Source organism: Jiella sp. M17.18, from assembly GCF_041027365.1.
Taxonomy (GTDB): Bacteria; Pseudomonadota; Alphaproteobacteria; order Rhizobiales; family Rhizobiaceae; genus VKMB-3413.
Genome location: NZ_JBFTEH010000001.1, coordinates 197,170 through 215,722, shown reverse-complemented (window position 1 = coordinate 215,722; position 18,553 = coordinate 197,170). Strand labels below are relative to the sequence as shown.

The window sequence follows — 18,553 nt, the reverse complement described above, 5'->3', positions numbered from 1 at the left end:
AGAATGGCCGACATCACCTGCCAGTTCCTCGTCATCGGCGCCGGCCCCGGCGGCTATGTCGCGGCGATCCGTGCCGGCCAGCTCGGCCTCGACACCGTCATCGTCGACGACCGCAAGCCGGGCGGCACCTGCCTCAACATCGGCTGCATCCCCTCGAAGGCGCTGATCCACGCGGCGGACGAGTATTTCCGAATGCGCGAGGCGGCGGAGCGCTGCGCCATACCCGGCCTCACCGCGGCCGAACCGGGGCTCGACTGGGGCGCCGTCGTCGGCTGGAAGGACGGCATCGTCAACCGGCTGAACAACGGCGTCACCGGCCTTCTGAAGAAGGCGCGGGTGAAGCTGGTCGAGGGCCGCGCCCGCTTCCTCGACGGCAAGACGGTGCTGGTGACGAGCGAGACCGGGACGCAGCGCATCAGCGCCACGACCATCGTCATCGCCACCGGGTCCGAACCGGTCGAGCTGCCCTCGCTGCCCTTCGGCGGCAAGGTGATCTCCTCCGAGGAAGGCCTCTCCCTGCCCGCGCCGCCGCGGCGCCTCGCCGTCGTCGGCGGCGGCTATATCGGCATCGAGCTCGGCACCGCCTTCGCCAAGGCCGGCTCGGCTGTGACCATCGTCGAGGCGGCGCACGAGATCCTGCCGCTCTACGACGCCGAACTGGTCAAGCCGGTGCGCGCGCGGCTGGCGGCGCTCGGCGTCGAGGTCCTCACCGGCACGAAGGCCGCCGGCCTTACCGGAGAGGCGGAAGACCTTCTGCTGACCTCGCCGGACGGCGGCGAGCGCAGACTCGCGGCAGACACGGTGCTGGTGACCATCGGGCGCCGGCCGGTGACCGAGGGGTGGGGCCGCGAGGAACTCGTGCTCGACATGGACGGCCCCTTCATCCGCACCGACGACACCCGCCGCACCGCGATGCGCGGCGTCTATGCGATCGGCGATGTCGCCGGCGAGCCGATGCTCGCGCACAAGGCAATGGCGGAAGGCGAGATGGTGGCGGAGATCGCGGCCGGCCACCCCCGCCGCTTCGATCCGCGCGCCATCCCGGCCATCGCCTTCACCGATCCCGAGATCATCTCGGTCGGCCTGTCGCCCGCAGAGGCGAAGGCCGCCGGGATCGAGACGGCGACGGGGCGCTTCCCCTTCCAGGCGAACGGCCGCGCGATGACGCTCGCCCGCGACGACGGCTTCGTGCGGGTCGTGGCGCGCGCCGACAATCATCTCGTCCTCGGCATCCAGGCGGTCAGCTCCGGCCTTTCGGAGCTCTCCGCCGCCTTCACGCTGGCGATCGAGATGGGCGCCTGCCTCGATGACGTCGCCGGCACGATCCACGCCCATCCGACGATGGGAGAAGCCTTGCAGGAAGCGGCCTTCCTCGCGACGGGGAAGGGTCTGCACCTGTGAGATCGGTCAGCCGCTACGCCCCCACTTTCCGCGCGGCCGCAACCGGACCGATATCCGGCACCCGATGATCCGCATCATCTGAAACCACCGCTGCGGCAGCCAAGCTGCGACCTGCCGTCGCGTCTACGAACAAATGCCACCCGGTCGCTCGGACTTTCATCCGGCCGTTAACAATCCGCAGACTCCCGGCCAGTAGATGACAGTAGATACCGCCGGAGCGTCGACCGTATGCGCAGTTTATTATCAAGACGTCAAATGGTGATCGCGACGATGACCATGCCGTTCGCGCCATTCGTTTTGCAGAAGGGTGCCCGCGCGGCGGCGAGCACGCCCGCGCCGGTGCTCACCGTCCTCTGGCCTGGCTCGGCAGAAGAACGCCGTTTCTCGCGCGCGGATCTCGAGGCCTTTCCCCAGGCGTCGATCTCGACCCACACCCCGTGGCATGCCGGCGTCGAACGCTTCAGCGGCGTCCCGCTCGACAGCTTCCTCGAGACGCTCGGCGGCAACATCCGGCGCCTGCGCCTGATCGCGCTCAACGACTATGTCGTCGAAACCGACATCGCGGACGTGGAGAATTTGGGCGCCGTGCTGGCGATCCGCGAGAACGGCACGCTGATGCCTCTCACCGACAAGGGCCCGGTGTTCCTGATGTTCCCGTTCGACAACGACCCGCGTCTTCAGCATCAGAGCTACTACAGCCGGGCCGTGTGGCAGCTGTGCCGGATCGAACTGCTGTGAAGCCCCGGCTGGCTTCGATCCTCAGCAGGAAGGGGCGCGGCGTCGCGATCCTCGGTGCCGTCACGGCGCTGCTGGCGGCGCTGGCCGTGCTGTGCTCGGCGCTCGCCGTCCGCTTCCAGGACGACGTGATCGACGCCTCCCGCTACAACAGGACGTTCGATCTGAGCCAGGCCCGGTCCGAAGCGCTTCGATTGCAGCTGGCCGTCGCTGCGCAGTTCGTCTCGGGCAAGCCGATCGACGACGGGGACGTCGCGCTCCGCTTCGCGATCCTGAAGACCCGCCTGTCCGTCCTGCAGGGGCCCGGCGTCTATTCTCATGACGTGGTGGGAACGCATCGCGGGGAGGTCGCGGCTCTCGCCCGCGCCGTAAACGCCATCGATCCCTTGATCGCCCGCGCGGCCGAGCCGGAAACGGCGGCCGCCATTCTCCAGATCCTGTCGCCGCTGAACGCCCAGCTGGCGCGCCTCGCCTCGCTGTCCAACGCCCTGTCGGGCGATGTGGTAGCGAGGAACCAGCGGGACCTCGACCGCGTGTTCTCGGTCATCTGCGTCATCATCCTCGGGCTGGTGCTGTGCGGTCTGGCACTGATTGGCCTGATGGCGCGGCAGTCGCGGCAGATGGAGAAGGCCGCCAAACGCGACTGGCTGACGGGGCTTCCCAACCGCGCCGCGCTCCACGAGATCGCGGCGACGCTCGACCGGAGCCAGGACCACGCGCTGATCTTCCTCGACCTCGACAATTTCAAGGACGTCAACGACACGCACGGCCACACCGGCGGCGACCGGGTGCTGACAGCGATCTCCCAGCGCCTGCTGGAGGTCGCGGGCAGCGACGCATTCCTCGCGCGTCTCGGCGGCGACGAGTTCGCGGTGCTGATCGCCGGCGATCACGCCGAGGCCCGCGCCAGGGCCTTCGCCGAGCGCGCCGCGGAGGCCCTGCGCAAGCCGCTGTTCCTCGACGGCGAGCGGATCAATGCCAGCATGAGCATCGGGATCGCACTGCGGCAGCATGGCGAGGACTTCGACCTCCTGCACCTCCTGAAGGATGCCGACGTCGCGCTCTATGCCGCCAAGGGCGCGGGCCGGGCGCAGCACGTCATCCTGACGCCCGATCTTCGCAAGGACGCGGACTATCGCCGCCAGCTCCAGCACGACCTGCCGGCCGCTCTGGCGCAGCAGGAGTTCCACCTCGTCTTCCAGCCGATCGTGGACCTTTCGAACGGGAGCACCCGCGGCTTCGAGGCCCTGCTGCGCTGGGACCACCCGGAGCTCGGCGCCATTCCCCCGACCGCCTTCATCCCGCTCGCCGAGGAGAGCGGCGACATCAGCGCGATCGGGCGCTGGGTCATCGACGAGGGATGCCGAATCGCCCGGGACTGGCCGGCGGACGTCTTCCTGTCGCTGAACGTCTCGGCGATCCAGTTCGCCGACCCCGGCCTGTCGCAATGCGTCTCCGGCGCGCTGCGGCGGTGGGGCGTCGCGCCGGCCCGGATCACCCTCGAGATCACCGAGAGCGTCCTCGTCAGCAACGGCGCGGCGCAGCGGATCCTCGCCGAACTGCGCGACATCGGCGTGCGCATCGCGCTCGACGACTTCGGCACCGGCTATGCCTCGATGAGCTATCTCAGGCAGTACAGCTTCGAGAAGATCAAGATCGATCGCTCATTCGTCGCCGACATGGCCGCCGGCAACAACAGCTTCGCCATCGTCTCGGCGATCTGCTCCCTGGCCGGGACCCTGTCGGCCGAAGTCGTGGCGGAGGGGATCGAGACGTCCGACCACCTCGATCTCGCCTGCGCGAGCGGCTGCTCGCTCGGCCAGGGCTACTTCTTCGCCCGGCCGATGCGCGAGGCGGAGGTCCGGCCGTTCATCGCCGCGCGCCTGGATACGCCATCGCTGCCGCCCCGGCTTCGCCCGGACGCGCCGCGCGAGGCCGCGCTGCCGACCAAGCTCGCGCGCACGGCCGGCTTCGCCGTCTGAGGGGGCAAGCTGCCGCATGACGGGCGGCAGGGAGCGAAGTGGAGGTCTTGCGACACCGGACCGACGTGCCGAAGCATCCGCCCGGCTGCACATCAGCCGCCCTTGCGCGCCTTGCGGGCGGCGTAGCGCTGATCGCGGGCGGCCTTGCGTGCCGCCTCGTCCTCGACCATCCGCTGGATCAGCTTGTCGGCTTCGGCCTTCTTGGCCGCTTCCTCGGCCGCCAGCCGTTCGGCCTCCTCGCGCTTGGCCTGCTCGGCCGCCTCGCGCCGTGCCGCCTCGCGCTCTTCGCGCGCCGCGACGATCGCCGCACGTTCGGCCCGCCGCGCCTCGGCGGCCGGATCGTCCTTCTTTGCCTTCATCTTCTCGAGAAGCGCCGCCTTGGCATCCTTCGCCGCATTCCGGCGCTCCACGAAATCCGCATCCTTGGGCTTCAAGATTGGTCTAACCGCTTGTTGTTGGAGGAAGCCGGCCGCTGGCTCGGCGATCGAAGGCCGAATTACGCCCTTCGGGCCCCGACATCAACGTCCTTGGGGAAACAACGCACAGCTTGGTGTTCGGGTTCATTGGCCGGTCCGGCGCCGCCGAGTCGCTGCCTCGGCTCACCGGAACATCAGCACCGGCCGCTTGCAGGAGCGTACGATCTCGCTGGTGGTCGAGCCGATCAGGAAGGCGCGAATCCGGGAATGGCCATAGGCGCCCATCACCAGGAGGTCGATGTCGTCCCGCTCCCCCTCGCGCGCGATCACCGCGTCCGGCTCGCCGGCCAGGCGCTTCGTCGCGACATCGTAGCCGGCGCCGCGCAGCCGTTCTGCGGCCGCGTCGAGGCCATCGTGCGAACCCTCCGGCGCCGCCTTGTCCGACACCGTCAGAAGCTCGGCCGAAGCGCCCTTCAGCAGCGGGCTGGTGGCGAGAAAATCGACCGCCTTCCTGGCGCTCGGGCCGCCGTCGAAGGCGACCAGGAATCGGCGAATCGGCCGGAAGGCCCGCGCCGCGACCAGCACCGGGCGCCTCGCCCCGCGCAGCACGCGTTCGAGATTCGAGCCGAGATGCAGCCGGGCGAAATCCGCTCCCTCGCCGCGCTTGCCGATCACCATGAGGTCGGCCTGTTCCTCACGCTGGGAAAGCGTTTCGACGAGGTCGCCGAGGCGCATCTCTTCGCGAACGCTGTCGATCCCCGCATCCTGAAGACGCCTGGCAGCCTCGGCGAGGACGAGGCGGGCGCGCCGGCGGCCGAGCTTGGCCTTCTGTTCGTCGAGATCGGCGAGTTCCTTCAGAAGCTCCTCGCGCTCCCCGAGATCCAGATTGCCGGACAGGTCGGCCGGTGCGGAGGCCGTGTCGCGCCGCCCGATCACATGGAGAAGCTCGACCGAAGCGCCGAGCTGCTTCGCCGCGAAGGCGGCATTGTCGCAGACGCTCGGGGAATAGTGCGAGCCGTCGATGAGGGCGAGGATGGTCGTCATCGTGTCAGTCCTCCCTTGCGGCGCCTCCGGCGCCAGCCTGTTTCCGGGCGCGCCGATCCGTCGGGGCGCGTTGCCTTCTTCCCCGCGCGGCCGCTCGGCCCGCGGGCGGGCGTCAATGCCCCGGCAGCTCGTCCAGCGCGCCCGGCTTGTCGGCAACGCCCAGCCGGTCGACCAGCGTGCGGCTCGCCTCGTTGAGGCCGAGCACTTCCACCTCGGTCCCTTCGCGGCGGAACTTGATGACCGCCCGGTCGAGCGCGCCGACGCCCGAAAGATCCCAGATATGTGCACGGCCGACGTCGATCGTGACCTTGTCCACCGCCTCGTGGAAATCGAAGGCCTGGCCGAACTTCTCCGCCGAGGCGAAGAAGATCTGGCCGAGGACGCGGTAGCTGCGATGGGTGCGGTCCGGCGACAGTTCGCTCTCGACGGCGAACAGCTGCGCCACCTTGGACGCGAAGAAGATGCCGGAGAGGAGCACGCCGACGAGGACGCCGATCGCGAGGTTGCCGGTCGCCACCACGGTGCCGACCGTCGCCAGCATGACCGCCGAGGAGCGGCGCGGATGGGTCCTGAGGTTGACGATCGACTCCCAGGAGAACGTGCCGATCGAAACCATGATCATCACCGAGACCAGCGCCGCCATCGGGATGACCGCCACCCACTGGCCGAGGACGACGATGAAGAACAGCAGCATCACGCCGGCAAAGGCGCAGGACAGCCGCCCGCGGCCGCCGGATTTGATGTTGATGACGGTCTGGCCGATCATCGCGCAGCCGGCCATGCCGCCGAAGAAGCCGGTGACGAAGTTGGCGACGCCCTGCCCCATGCATTCGCGGTTCTTGTCGGAGCCGGTGTCGGTGAGATCGTCCACGACCTGCGCGGTCATCAGCGATTCCAGAAGGCCGACGAGGGCGATGCCGACCGAATAGGGCAGGATGATCCGCAGCGTCTCCAGCGTGAACGGCACGTCGGGAATGAGGAAGGTCGGCAGCGTCGAGGGCAGCTCGCCCATGTCACCGACGGTTCGAAGGTCGAGGCCGAAGCCGACCGACAGGGCCGTCAGGACGACGATGGTGACGAGCGGCGACGGCACGGCGGTCGTCAGTCGCGGCAGGAGGTAGATGATCGCCAGGCCGAGCGCGACGAAGCCGTAGGTCAGCGGCGGGACGTTCACGAGTTCCGGGATCTGCGCCATGAAGATCAGGATCGCGAGCGCGTTGACGAAGCCGGTCATGACCGAGCGCGAGACGAAGCGCATCGCGTCGCCGAGCCGCAGGGCGCCGGCGAGAAGCTGGATGAGCCCGGCGAGGATCGTCGCGGCGAACAGATATTGCAGCCCGTGATCGGCGACGAGCGAGATCATCAGGACCGCGGTCGAGGCGGTGGCCGCCGAGATCATGCCGGGGCGCCCGCCGAAGATCGCAGTGAGGACGGCGATCGAGAAGGCGGCGTAGAGCCCGACCTTTGGATCGACGCCGGCGATGATCGAAAAGGCGATCGCCTCGGGGATCAGCGCGAGAGCGACGACGAGGCCGGACAGGAGGTCGTTGCGGATATTGCCGAGCCAGTCGGCCTTCAGATTGCGAGTCGAGATCATCGGCTCCAGACACAGGATTTCGCGCCGCGCTGCGGTCTTCGGACCGGCGTGTGATGCGGCCCTTGAACGGGCCGGCGGATGCGGCGTGAAGTTGGCCGGGGGATCGGCGCCCGGCATAGCCACCCGCGCGGCGGCGGGTCCATGTTGCAGCGCAACCTTGCCTGATCGGGCCGACGCGCGCAACCCGCAAGCCGCCTCTCCCATTCGAGGAGGCCGCCTGGTATATCTGGATAAGCCCAATTTCAGCGCGATCGAGAAGTCAGGCACGTGAACATGCTCTTTGCGCACGCCCCGATATCGCGGAAGCAGCGGGCCGTTCTCTCCCGCGCCAAGTCGGTCATGCGAGGAGGAAGAACGCTCTCCCGGCGGCACGCGCATCCGCCAGAAGTGCAGGAAATCCTGCATCGGATCGAGACATGGGCGGGCGGCCCCGCCCAAGCAGTCGCCTGGTATCGCTCTGAGCCTCTTCCCGAATTCGGCGACCGGACCGCGGAAAGCCTCGTCAACGAGGGTCGTGCGGCACAGGTCCGTGATTATCTCGATCACGTCGCGGTGGGCGGATTTGCTTGAGATACGTGGGCTCTGCCTTTCGAGCCCATGATCCGCGATGGTCGTTCGCGCCGATCTCCGGTGAAGGCGCCGCGATCCACGGCGGACGCTTCAACCCCAGGGGCATGCCGGCTCTGTATCTCGCGCTGACGATCGAGGGCGCGATACTGGAGGCTTCGCACGGGTTCGCACATCGAATCCAGCCACTGACGATCTGCCGTACGACGTGGACTGTGCCGACATCGCTGATCTTCGGACCGCGGCAGATCGAGAGGACCAACAGATCGCATCGGCCGATCTCGCAGCCGAGTGGTTCGTCGATCTTGCCGAAGGTCGCCCCTCGCGACCGTGGTCGGCGGTCAGGCCGATTTTCGAGGCGGGAGCCGCAGGCATTCTGGTTCCGTCCTTTGCGAACGGCGCAAGGCTCGACATGGCCAATCTCGTTCTGTGGAAGTGGGACGTCCTCACGCCTCGCCGAGTGGCCGTCTACGACCCCAGCGGGCGCCTGCCGAAGAACCAGCTCTCGTGGCAGCGTGACGATTAGCCCTAACCTCTTGCCAATCCAGGCGAAGCTGATCCAATGAGAACGAAACACGAATCAGCTTCAGGAACAGGCAGGCGGATGAACGCACTGGCGCGGCGGATGCGGCAGACCGAGTCGGAGGCGCTGGAGACGGCGCTGTGCGGCGCCGCCGTTATCTGCGATCCCACGGGCGTTCTCTACGCACCGGACGAGCGCCTGCTCGTCGTCTCCGACCTGCATCTGGAAAAGGGCGCGGCCTTCGCCCGCCGCGGCATGCTGCTGCCGCCCTACGACACGGCGGCGACGCTGGCACTGCTCGAGGCGGCGATCGCGCGCTACCAGCCGGCCCGGGTGATCTGCCTCGGCGATTCCTTCCACGACCGGGCCGGCGCCGCCTTCATGCCGGCGATCTTCCGCGAGCCGCTGAAGGCGCTGATGGCCGGGCGAGACTGGATCTGGATCGCCGGCAATCACGACCCCGAGCCGCCCTTCGGGCTCGGCGGAGAGACCCATGTCGAGATGGCGGCCGGTCCCTGGACCTTCCGGCACGAGCCCGGCCGCGGCCTCGTCTCCGGCGAGATCGCCGGGCATCTGCACCCGGTCGCCAAGGTCGCCGGGCGCGGCCGCTCGACGCGCAGCGCCTGTTTTGCGACCGACGGCAGCCGGATGATCCTGCCCTCCTTCGGGGTGACGACCGGCGGCCTCAACGTGCTCGACCGGGCCTTCCACGGCCTGTTCGACCTGACGCGGGCGAAGGCCTTCGTCATCGGCCTGACGCGGATCTACCCGATCTCCTTCGCCGGCCTCTGCGCCGGCTGATCAGGCCCGGAACGTCGCGGCGAAGGCGACGAGCTGGCAGATCACCACGACGATGGTCAGCACCAGCCGCAGCCGGCCGAACCAGGCCGGCAGATGCCCGCGTCGTGCCGAGACGACGTCCCAGGTCCCCTGCAGCGCGAATGCCGCGGCAAAGCCCGCGAACATCCAGGGGCTCGGCACGAACAGGATGAACCAGCCGGCGAGCGAGGGCAGCACCGAGAGGATCAGCGTGCCGCGCCGGCGATGCTGCGGCAGCAGGCTGAAGCCCCAGCGGATGCCGCCGAGAAAGGCGAGGATCGTGGCGGAATAGCCGGAAAAGGCGAGGACCAGCCTGCCATAGGCGATGAAGTCCGTGCCGGCCCAGCCGATCACTGCTGCCATCAGGACGAACGGCACCAACCCGCCGAGCCCCAGGACCCAGGCCGTCCTGACCGGGTCCCGCCGCCGCGCGGGAGCCGCCGGCGGGTCCGTTGCATCGAGCGCCGCGTCCTGTGCGGCCGGATCGAAATTTCCTGTCGTCATGGCAAAGGACATAGGCGATCCGCGGCGGAAGTGGATGCGGCGAACCGCGCCGGGCTGAGCGGCCCGTGTCAGTCGCGCTTGAAGACCAGCCGCCCGAACCAGCCGGTGAAGATCGCCAGCACCACCGCAAACAGGCCGTAGACGATGCCGTTATGCACGGCGAAGTCGGAGATGGCGGCTTCGAAGCCGGTCTTCACGACGATCAACGGCGCCGTGTCCTCGCGGATGAAGACGCCGTTGCGGAACAGGAAGGCCTGGGCGGTGTGACGGCCCACCGGAAGGTTGGCCGGCAGCTGCAGGTCGGCGCGGAACAGCGTCGGGCTCACGAACTGCACCGAGCCGATCGTCTGGTCGTAGAGCCCGCTCGACTGCCGGATCCGCCGCAGCGCCGTGGCGAAGTCGTCCCGGTTCGGCTGCTCCGGCGAGCGCGGCAGATCCCGTCCCTTGGCATCCTTGGCGTAGGTGGAGAGCTGGATGTCGTCAACCCCGATCGACAGCCGTCCCCGCAGCTCCGCGCGGGCGATATCGGCGAGCGGGCGGGTCGCGGCCAACGCATAGGAAGCGGGAGCGGCGTTGAAGTTCTCCGAACCGCGGTTGATCCAGATGCCCAGCGTGCGCTCCTTGCGCCGCACGATCACCGGCCGGCGCGGCCCCATCAGCACCACGACGATGTCGTAGCGCTGCTGGCGCAGGATCTGCGGATCGGCGTTGTCCAGCGCGCCGAAGACCACGAGCCGCGCGCCGGTGAACTCGGAGGTGATGGAAATCGTGTCGGTGGAAAGGCCGATCCTGAAGGTCTCGTCGCCGCCGGCCGCCAGCGCGTCTCGCGTCCCGGGCCCGGCGAGCAGGGCCAGCGCGACGAGGGCGGCTGCGATGGACGAAGCGAGGCGGCCGGCCTGCCCGCCGTCGGCCCTCCGCCGGCTGTGCGCCACCTGCCGCCTCATCCGCTTTCTCCGCTCGGCGTGGTGATCGAATAGGGCTCGCTCGGGGTGAGGACGAGCTCGACGCCGAGGCGCAGGCCGACCGCGAGGACGAGGAGCGCCAGCAGCGCCCTCAGCTGGTCGCCGCGCAGCTTGCGGCCCGCTTCGGCGCCGAACTGCGCACCGACGACGCCGCCGAGCATCAGGAGGAAGGCGAGAACGACGTCGATCGTGCCGTTGGTCGCGGCCTGCAGCACCGTCGTCACCGCCGCGGTGAAGATGATCTGGAACAGCGAGGTGCCGATCACGACGCTGGTCGGCACGCGCAGCAGATAGATCATCGCCGGCACCATGATGAAGCCGCCGCCGACGCCCATGATCGCCGCGAGGAGGCCGATCAGGAAGCCGAGGCCGACGACCGGGATGACCGAGACGTAGAGCTTGGAGCGCTGGAAGCGCATCTTCAGCGGCAGGCCGTGGATCCAGTTGTGCTGGCCGGAACGGCGCATGTCCGGCGAGCCACCGTCCGATTTCTTCAGCATCGACCGGACGCTTTCGACGAGCATCAGCCCGCCGATCCCGCCGAGAAAGATCACGTAGAGGAGCGAGACGACAAGATCGAGCTGTCCGACGCGCCGCAGCGCGTTGAAGAGTTCAACGCCGCCCAGCGATCCGAGCATGCCGCCGACGAGCAGCACCGTGCCGAGCTTCAGGTCGATCGTGCCGCGCTTGTAGTGCGCGAGGGCCCCCGCGAAGGACGCGGCGATGACCTGGTTGGCGCCGGTGGCGACGGCGACGGCCGGCGGGATGTTGTAGAAGATCAGGAGCGGCGTGATCAGGAAGCCGCCGCCGATCCCGAACAGGCCCGACAGGAATCCGACGGCCGCGCCCATGCCGATCAGGACGAGGACATTGACCGAGATTTCCGCAATCGGAAGATAGAGATTCACGTGCGGCCGGGCAGGAGTGAGACAGCGCCAGGGAATGAGGTGTCCGGTGTGTCTTCGCCCGAACCCCTTTCGCTGTCAAACGACTTTGTCGGAGTGTCAGCTGTCCTTGTGCTTCAGCAGCGCCCGGATCAGCGCCTCGTCGATGTCGCCGTTCGGGGTGAGGCCCGTGTCCTTCTGGAAGTGCTTGATCGCCTCGGTGGTCTTGGTGCCGACGATACCGTCGGGCGTGCCGGGATCGTAGCCGAGCTTGGTCAGGATCGTCTGGATGTTGCGGATGGCCCGGGTGACGTCGACCGAGGACGTGGTGCTGGGCTTGACGGGCGCCGCTTCCCAGGCCTTCGGAATATCGACGGTGTTGGCTGCCTCGTTGCGCGGCTTCGGCTGGAAGTTCGCCACCTCCGTGTCGACCGCCTTCACCTGAGCCGGGCTCAGCGACTTCTTGACCTCGTCGCGCTTGTTCGCCGCGTCCTTGTCGCCGGATTCCGCGACGATCGAGAACCACTTGTAGGACTTGGTCATGTCCTGATCGACGCCGGCACCCCGGGCATACAGGATGCCGAGATTGTACTGGCTGTCGGTCATGCCGTAGGAGGCGGCCTGCTGGAACCAGTCGGCGGCCTTCTTCGGGTCGGACTTGCCGTCGATGCCGGTGGCATAGAGGACGGCGAGGTTGTGCATTGCCCGGACATTGCCCTGGTCCGCGGCCGCGAGATACTCGTCGCGGGCCTTGTCGAGGTTCCGGTCGACGCCATTGCCCTTCTCGTAGAGCGTGCCGAGGCTGTATTCGGCGGGCGCAAAGGCGTGGCCGGCGGCCAGGGTGAACCAGCGCGCCGCGGCCTTGGCGTCGGGGCTGCCGTTGCGCCCCTCCATCAGCCGCAGGCCGATCTCGAACTGCGCCTTCGGGTCGCCCTTCTGGGCGGCCTCGGCCAAGGCCGGAGAGGCGAGGCCGTCCGGGATCGAGGGCGTCTCGCCGGCGTTCGCCGCCGGCACGTCGGCGGTCTGCCCGGACATCTGTGCCGCCTCGCCGGCCTGGCGGACGCTTTCGGCCGTCGGCTCGCTGGCCGCCGCAGGAACGGCAACCGCGGACGATGCGGGTTGCGCCTGGGCAGCGGGCGCATCGGCACGCGCCGGCGGCGCGCTGGTCGCTTGTGCCGGGGCGGCCTGCGAAGCGGTGTTCTGCGGAACCGCGACGCCGGCCGGCCGCGCCGCCGGGCTGGCCGCAGCATCATCCGGCTGGACGGCGCCTGCGGTATTGCCGGCCGGAGCGGAAGTCTGGTCGCCGGCAGCCGAGCCGACGGTGCGGGGCGGCGCGACAACGGCAGGCGCGGCAATATCGGCCGCCGCGGACGGATCGCGAGCATCGGCCGCCTCGACCGGCACGTCGCGGCTCGCAAGGAGGTGATTGACGGTCTGGGCGGCCGGGATCGCGGCCAGCGCCAGAATTACCGCGCCGATCGCCATCAGGATCGGCTTGCGGCGACGCGAGGCGATGTCGACGGGGTTGGACGAGCCGTCGTCCGCCGAGGCCTCCGGCGCGCTGCGAAGCGATTCCGCTTCGGCGGCGGCGGCCATGGCGGCGCGGCGAGCGGCGGCGATGAAGTCCGCTTTCCCCGCCTCCTGGCCGTGCGGCCCCCTGCCCGCCTGCTGGGCCCGCACACGCTCGAGCAGCGACGTGATGTCGGGCGCACCGGAGCCGATCGCCAGCGGCCGGTTCGCCTCGCGGGTTTCCAGGACGTCGGACGCGTCGAGCGCCGGCGTCTCCACCCGGCCGAAGCCACTCTCCGCGCCGTGCTCCTGCCGCTCGAGCGGCGGCTCCTCCCAGCGGTTCGCGCTACCCGGCTCGGTACCGGCACCGGCCTTGGATTTCTTCGATAGCTTGCGGGCGAGCATGCCCCGCAGCCCGCGCGCCGTGCCGTCTTCGGCGCCCTCATCGCTCTCGGACGCCGCGAAGGCCTGCGGGAGCGGGGGAACCGGATCGGCGGCATGCACCGCATGGAGCGCATGCGGCGCCTTCTGCGACCGGGCGTCGTTCAGGTCGCTCTCGATCCGGCCGATCCGGTCGACCAGCTGCAGCAACGTCTTGTGGACGGTCTCGAAGAACTCCTGGCTCTCGGCGCCCTTCTCGCGCGACAGCGCCTCCAGCGAACGAAGGTCCTGCGACAGCTGGGCCACATGCTCGCCATGGCGGGTATCGCCCGTCTCCAGCATCTGGCGCACCGCCTCGTCGGCAGCGGCGCGTGCCGAGGCGAGAATGGCGTCGCGATTTTCGTCCAGCCGACGCTCGATCGCCGTCAGGCGCTGGTCGAGTTCGGGATCGGCGACCGCGACCGGCGCACCGTTCTCGCTGATCTGCTGCGACAGGCGATTGATCTGCGCTTCCAGCGTGCGGACGAGATCCTCGTCGACGCGCGGGCCCATCGTCTCCTCGAGCCGCGTGGTCAGGGCCTGCAGCCGGGCCTCGATCGCCTGCACCTCGGCCGAGGGCGCCTCGCCGGACCCGGCGAGCAGATCGAGCTGCGCGGCAAAGCCCTCCAGCCGTTCGCCCAGCGCCTGTGCCGCCGGGCTGTTCGCCATCGCCTCGATCCGGTCGGCAAGCTCCGCGATGCGCGCCGACATCGCCTCGGTATCGCCGTCGCGGCCGAGCTCGTCGACCCGCGTGCTCAGCGTCTGCAGCCGCGCCTCGATCCGCTCCACCGGGCTCATGTCAACCGTCGCCGAGCGATGCGTCGCGGCGACGATCGCCCGGGAAATCTCGTCGAGCCGTTCCTCGAGGAGGACGAAGTGGTCGAGGTCGGCCTCTTCCTGCTGGCGCTTGGCGACGGCCTCGATGCCGACCGCCAGCGAGTGGATGCGCTCTTCCAGCGGCGCGATGGTCAGCGTCTCCGGCAGCTTGGCGAGCGCCGTCTCCAGGCCGGCCATGCGCGCGGCCATCGCCTCGATCTTCTCTTCCAGCTCGCGCGAGGCGAAGCGCTCGTCGAGCGAGCCCCAGCGTGCCTCGACCGCCCGCACGGACTGCTCGGACGCGAGCGTCTCCAGCTTCTCGCGCAGGCCGTTCATCTCGGTCTTCAACAGCTCGGAGATGTTCTCGCCGTCGGCCTTGGCGGGCGCCGACAGATAGCGCGCCTCGAACTCCTCCCAGCGCCGCTCGACGGCCTTGATCTGTTCTTCGCTGGCAAGCGTGCCGAGCGAGGAGCGCAGCCGCTCCAGCTCGTCCTTGATGTCGCGCTTGGCCTGCGCCTCTTCGGCCCTGTCGCCGGAGATCCGCGTCTCCAGCGCGTCCCACTTGCGCCCCACCGCCTGAAGGCTCTCTTCGCGCGCCATCTGCTCGACGAGGTCGCGCATCGACTGCAGCTCCTCGCGCAGCGTCCCGACGGCCGCCTGGTCGGCGCCGCTGTCGGCCATGCGGCTCAGCCCGTCGTCGACCCGCGCGATCTCGGCGTCGATGCGCTCGCTGCTCGCGCGCTCGTCGATCATCTTGCGCAGCGCGTCGAAGGCGGCGCGCATGTCGTCGAAGCGCGGCTGGAAGCTCTTCGCCATGTCGGCGCGCAGCTCCTCGCGCAGCCGCTCCAGCTGCCGGGTGATGTCAGGGACGCGGGTCCGGCTCTCGTCGAAACTGTCCTCCGGGCTGACCTCGCGCACCGGCGGCGCGGGACGCCGGCGGACCGGCTGCGCGGCGGGTCGGCGCGAGCCGCCGGCCGCGGCCATCCGGACCTCGCCCTCGGCCATCTCGGCCATGCCGGCGATCGGCGCGGCAGTCTGACCGTTCAGCGCCTTTTGCCGCATGACGATTTCGGAGACTGCTTCGGAGAGCGTCTGGCGGCCGGTGCGCGGGCGGGCCGCCGCCGCGCCGTTCTGCGAAGCCGCAGATGGTGCCAGGCCCGCTGTCGCCGTGCGCGCCGAAGACTGAGGCCGGGACGAGGCGCGAGCGGCCGTCATCCGCGCGAGGCGGGCTTCGAGGTCCTCGAGCGTCCGACTGAGCGAGTCCAGCGAAGAGGCGTCTTCGCGCTCGCGAACCGCGGTTGCCTCTCTCTCTCTTTGTTCGGCCATATCAGCTTCCCCGGTCGCGCTGGGCGAGACGCCCAAACAGTTCGGTTCCCGTCCGTCCGATCCGCAAATTCACCGGATATGGTGAACAGCGAGTTAAGGCGGGTAAGGTCCTGTTAGGGATTAGCTGTGCAAGCCGACGTGAAGCTGGATTGCGAAATGCCGTTACGTCTTGCAAGAGCCGCATTTCGATCGATATTCGCTGCAGGCCGCGACAGCGACTCGGGGGGAGCCCGAAGAATTTTGCCCCGACGGCGGGCGAGCATGGAAAACCTTAGAATGGCAAATGTGAAAATCGCAGAGCAGGCGGACGAGGAATCGTCCGTCGATATCGACTTCCTGCTGGGTCTGAACGGCGACAGCCAGCCGGACCGACAGACCTTCCGCATCGGCGATCTGGCGCAGGAATTCGGTGTGACGCTGCGGACGCTGCGCTTCTACGAAGATCGCGGGCTGCTCGCGCCCGAGCGTCGCGGCACCACCCGGCTCTACAGCCGGCGCGACCGGACGAGGCTCCGCCTGATCCTGCTCGCCAAGACGCTGGGCTTCTCGCTGACCGAGGCCAAGCAGCTGATCGACATCTACCACCAGCCCAACGGGAAGCGGAAGCAGCTCGAAGTCGCGATCGAGCGTTTCGAGGAACAGCTCGAGATCCTGCACGAACAGAAGCGGGAGATCGAACAGTCGATCCAGGCGATGGATGTCACCATCGGCTTCGTTCGCGGCAAATTGAACGAGATGCCGCAGTAAGGCGGCCACACCCTGGCAAGCGGCTGCGGCTGCGGGAAGCAGCCGCAGGCAGCCCTGGACACGGATCACGGAGCCATGCGTAGCCGGCAGTCAATTAGCCCTTGCTCGCGGCTTCTTTGACGTTTACGTAAGCGTTGCTCGCGATGGTGCGGCCGGGATCCGGCCGCCCACGCATTCGGGGAGGAGAGCGAGATGGCCGAGGCTTTCATCTACGATCACGTCCGCACGCCGCGCGGGCGCGGCAAGAAGGACGGCGCGCTCCATGAAGTGCCCGCCGTGCGGCTCGGCGCGAGGGTGCTGGAGGCGCTCCGCGACCGGAACGGCATCGACACGCGCACGGTCGACGACATCATCTTCGGCTGCGTCGACCCGGTCGGCGAGGCCGGCGCGGTCATTCCCCGCTCGGCCGCCTTCGAGGCCGGCTATGATTTCTCCGCGCCCGGCATCCAGATCTCGCGCTTCTGCGCCTCCGGCCTCGATGCGGTGAACCTTGCCGCCGCCAAGGTGGCGCAAGGGGCGGACGACCTCGTCATCGCCGGCGGCGTCGAGTCGATGTCGCGCGTCGGCATGGGCGCGGCCGGCGGCGCCTGGATGATGGACCCGTCGGTGGCGATCCCGTCCTACTTCATGCCGCAGGGCGTCTCGGCCGATCTCATCGCGACGAAATACGGCTTCACGCGCGACGACGTCGACGCTTACGCCGTCGAGAGCCAGAAGCGGGCGGCGACGGCCTGGCAGGAGGGCCGCTTCGCCAAGGCCGTCATCCCGGTCAAGGACCAGAACGGCCTGACGATCCTCGACCGCGACGAGCACATGCGGCCTTCGACTGACATGCAGTCCCTCGGCAGCCTCAACGCCTCCTTCGCGGCCTATGGCGAGATGGGCGGCTACGACGCCGTGGCGATCCAGGCGCATCCGGAGATCGAAGCAGTGGACCACGTCCACCATGCCGGCAATTCCTCCGGCATCGTTGACGGCGCCGGCGCGGTGCTGATCGGCTCCAAGGCCGGCGGCGAGACGCTCGGCGTGAAGCCGCGCGCGCGGATCAGGGCCTTCGCCAATATCGGCTCCGATCCGGCGCTGATGCTGACCGGCCCGGTCGACGTGACGGAAAAGCTCCTGAAGCGCGCCGGCATGTCGCTCTCCGACATCGACCTCTTCGAACTCAACGAAGCCTTCGCGGCCGTGGTCCTGCGCTACATCCAGGCTTTCGACATTGATCGCGAGACGATCAACGTCAATGGCGGCGCGATCGCGATGGGCCATCCGCTCGGCGCGACCGGCGCGATGATCCTCGGCACCGTTCTCGACGAGCTGGAACGACAGGACAAGCAGACGGCCCTCGTGACGCTGTGCATCGGGGCCGGCATGGGAACCGCGACGATCATCGAGCGGGTCTGATCTCGCCGTGCTCGCGCGCGCCGCGATGGCGGAGTGGTCAGGCCGCGGCGGCCTTGAGGCTCGCGGCGCTCAGCCCCGGCAGCGCCTCGAAGGCGGGCTTGGCGAAGTAGTAGCCCTGGAAGAGCCGGATGCCGGCCGCCTTCAGGTTGACGAACTCCGCCTCCGTCTCGACGCCCTCCGCCAGCACCTGAATGCCGAGTTCGCGGGTGACATGCAGAATGGCCGCGATGATGGTCTGCCGCGCATGCGAGGTCTCGACGCCGCGGATCAGCTTCATGTCGAGCTTGATGAGGTCGGGCTGGAAGTCGGCGAGGAGGCCGAGGCCGGCATAGCCGGCGCCGAAGTCGTCGAGCGCGGTGATGAAGCCCTGGCGGCGGTATTCGGTGATGATGTTCTGCAGATGCGCGATGTCCGAGACCTCCTCGTTCTCGGTGAACTCGAACATGATCGCGTCCTGCGGAAAGGCCGACTTGCGGGCCGCGGCCAGCGTCGCCCGCAGGCAGGCGGACGGTTCGTAGACGGCATTCGGCAGGAAGTTGATCGACAGGTGCAGGGTCTCGCCGCGCGGGAAGATCTTCGAGGCCAGCTCGATCGCCTTGACCCGGCAGGCCTGGTCGAAGCGGTAGCGCTGGTCCTCGGCGACCTGCGAGAGGATGGCATAGGCGCCCTCCCCCTTCAGGCCGCGGATCAGCGCCTCGTAGCCCCAGACCCGGGCTTCGGCGATGTCGAAGATCGGCTGGAAGGCCATCGAGAATTCGAAGTCGAGGGGCCGTGCCGTCTGGCAGCCCGGGCAGGTGGCGGACATGGGAGATTCTCGCTGAGATGGTCTGTCTCGGACGCTAAGGCGCGGGCGGTTTCGCAAGTCTAAAGATCGGTGGTCCGAATGCGACGACGGGCCAG

Annotated in this window: 15 protein-coding genes, 1 pseudogene and 1 other annotated feature; of the genes and pseudogenes, 8 read left to right on the top strand and 8 right to left on the bottom strand. The window is 68.8% G+C overall.

Going from position 1 to position 18,553, the window contains the following annotated elements:
• Positions 1-3: 3 nt before the first annotated feature.
• From lpdA to AB5S17_RS01005, 3 genes are all read left to right on the top strand, one after another.
• Positions 4-1,401 (top strand): dihydrolipoyl dehydrogenase, encoded by a 1,398-nt coding sequence (gene lpdA / locus AB5S17_RS01015; protein ID WP_369235222.1) that lies wholly within the window; start codon positions 4-6, stop codon positions 1,399-1,401.
• Positions 1,402-1,656: 255 nt separating this feature from the next.
• Positions 1,657-2,139 carry an oxidoreductase gene (locus AB5S17_RS01010; protein ID WP_369235220.1) on the top strand — a complete coding sequence of 161 codons (483 nt, stop codon included), beginning with the start codon at positions 1,657-1,659 and terminating at the stop codon, positions 2,137-2,139.
• Complete coding sequence (locus AB5S17_RS01005; RefSeq protein WP_369235218.1) at positions 2,136-4,118, top strand: putative bifunctional diguanylate cyclase/phosphodiesterase; 1,983 nt, start codon at positions 2,136-2,138, stop codon at positions 4,116-4,118. The genes AB5S17_RS01010 and AB5S17_RS01005 overlap by 4 nt, the downstream gene beginning before the upstream one ends.
• Positions 4,119-4,210: 92 nt before the next feature.
• Here the strand turns inward: AB5S17_RS01005 and AB5S17_RS01000 are convergent, their stop codons facing one another.
• From AB5S17_RS01000 to AB5S17_RS00990, 3 genes are all read right to left on the bottom strand, one after another.
• The gene (locus tag AB5S17_RS01000) at positions 4,211-4,555 is read right to left on the bottom strand and encodes a DUF6481 family protein (RefSeq protein WP_369236100.1); all 345 of its coding nucleotides are present in this window, start codon (positions 4,553-4,555) and stop codon (positions 4,211-4,213) included.
• A 162-nt stretch (positions 4,556-4,717) separates the two neighbouring features.
• Complete coding sequence (locus AB5S17_RS00995) at positions 4,718-5,578, bottom strand: universal stress protein (protein ID WP_369235216.1); 861 nt, start codon at positions 5,576-5,578, stop codon at positions 4,718-4,720.
• 112 nt (positions 5,579-5,690) lie between these two features.
• Positions 5,691-7,175 carry a SulP family inorganic anion transporter gene (locus AB5S17_RS00990; protein WP_369235214.1) on the bottom strand — a complete coding sequence of 495 codons (1,485 nt, stop codon included), beginning with the start codon at positions 7,173-7,175 and terminating at the stop codon, positions 5,691-5,693.
• A gap of 89 nt (positions 7,176-7,264) precedes the next feature.
• Positions 7,265-7,319: a sequence feature (sul1 is cis-regulatory element that is thought to sense ions involved in sulfur or methionine metabolism; They are found in Alphaproteobacteria), on the bottom strand.
• Between the two features lie 123 nt (positions 7,320-7,442).
• Here AB5S17_RS00990 and AB5S17_RS00985 point away from each other — a divergent pair.
• From AB5S17_RS00985 to pdeM, 3 genes and pseudogenes are all read left to right on the top strand, one after another.
• Positions 7,443-7,745, top strand: coding sequence for an antitoxin Xre/MbcA/ParS toxin-binding domain-containing protein (locus AB5S17_RS00985; protein WP_369235212.1), 303 nt, complete (start codon positions 7,443-7,445; stop codon positions 7,743-7,745).
• Positions 7,742-8,268 (top strand): annotated as a pseudogene (locus tag AB5S17_RS00980) (RES family NAD+ phosphorylase). Before AB5S17_RS00985 ends, AB5S17_RS00980 begins: the two are co-directional and overlap by 4 nt.
• Before the next feature lie 78 nt (positions 8,269-8,346).
• Positions 8,347-9,066 carry a ligase-associated DNA damage response endonuclease PdeM gene (gene pdeM, locus AB5S17_RS00975; protein ID WP_369235210.1) on the top strand — a complete coding sequence of 240 codons (720 nt, stop codon included), beginning with the start codon at positions 8,347-8,349 and terminating at the stop codon, positions 9,064-9,066.
• On the opposite strand, the gene AB5S17_RS00970 is transcribed toward pdeM, so the two are convergent.
• The 4 genes from AB5S17_RS00970 to AB5S17_RS00955 all read right to left on the bottom strand — a co-directional run bounded on the left by AB5S17_RS00970 (position 9,067) and on the right by AB5S17_RS00955 (position 15,241).
• The gene (locus AB5S17_RS00970) at positions 9,067-9,588 is read right to left on the bottom strand and encodes a DUF3429 domain-containing protein (RefSeq protein WP_369235208.1); all 522 of its coding nucleotides are present in this window, start codon (positions 9,586-9,588) and stop codon (positions 9,067-9,069) included.
• Positions 9,589-9,656: 68 nt separating this feature from the next.
• Positions 9,657-10,532, bottom strand: coding sequence for a TIGR02186 family protein (locus AB5S17_RS00965; protein ID WP_369235206.1), 876 nt, complete (start codon positions 10,530-10,532; stop codon positions 9,657-9,659).
• Positions 10,529-11,458, bottom strand: a complete 930-nt coding sequence (locus AB5S17_RS00960; protein ID WP_369235204.1) for a sulfite exporter TauE/SafE family protein — start codon at positions 11,456-11,458, stop codon at positions 10,529-10,531. The genes AB5S17_RS00965 and AB5S17_RS00960 overlap by 4 nt, the downstream gene beginning before the upstream one ends.
• Positions 11,459-11,554: 96 nt before the next feature.
• The gene (locus tag AB5S17_RS00955) at positions 11,555-15,241 is read right to left on the bottom strand and encodes a peptidoglycan-binding protein (protein WP_369235202.1); all 3,687 of its coding nucleotides are present in this window, start codon (positions 15,239-15,241) and stop codon (positions 11,555-11,557) included.
• A 540-nt stretch (positions 15,242-15,781) separates the two neighbouring features.
• Between AB5S17_RS00955 and AB5S17_RS00950 the strand changes: the two genes are divergently transcribed.
• Both AB5S17_RS00950 and AB5S17_RS00945 read left to right on the top strand, forming a co-directional pair.
• The gene (locus AB5S17_RS00950; RefSeq protein WP_369235200.1) at positions 15,782-16,252 is read left to right on the top strand and encodes a MerR family DNA-binding transcriptional regulator; all 471 of its coding nucleotides are present in this window, start codon (positions 15,782-15,784) and stop codon (positions 16,250-16,252) included.
• A 192-nt stretch (positions 16,253-16,444) separates the two neighbouring features.
• Positions 16,445-17,653, top strand: a complete 1,209-nt coding sequence (locus AB5S17_RS00945) for an acetyl-CoA C-acetyltransferase (protein ID WP_369235198.1) — start codon at positions 16,445-16,447, stop codon at positions 17,651-17,653.
• A 37-nt stretch (positions 17,654-17,690) separates the two neighbouring features.
• Here AB5S17_RS00945 and AB5S17_RS00940 read toward each other — a convergent pair whose 3' ends face one another.
• Positions 17,691-18,458, bottom strand: a complete 768-nt coding sequence (locus tag AB5S17_RS00940) for an EAL domain-containing protein (RefSeq protein WP_369235196.1) — start codon at positions 18,456-18,458, stop codon at positions 17,691-17,693.
• Between the last annotated feature and the right edge of the window lie 95 nt (positions 18,459-18,553).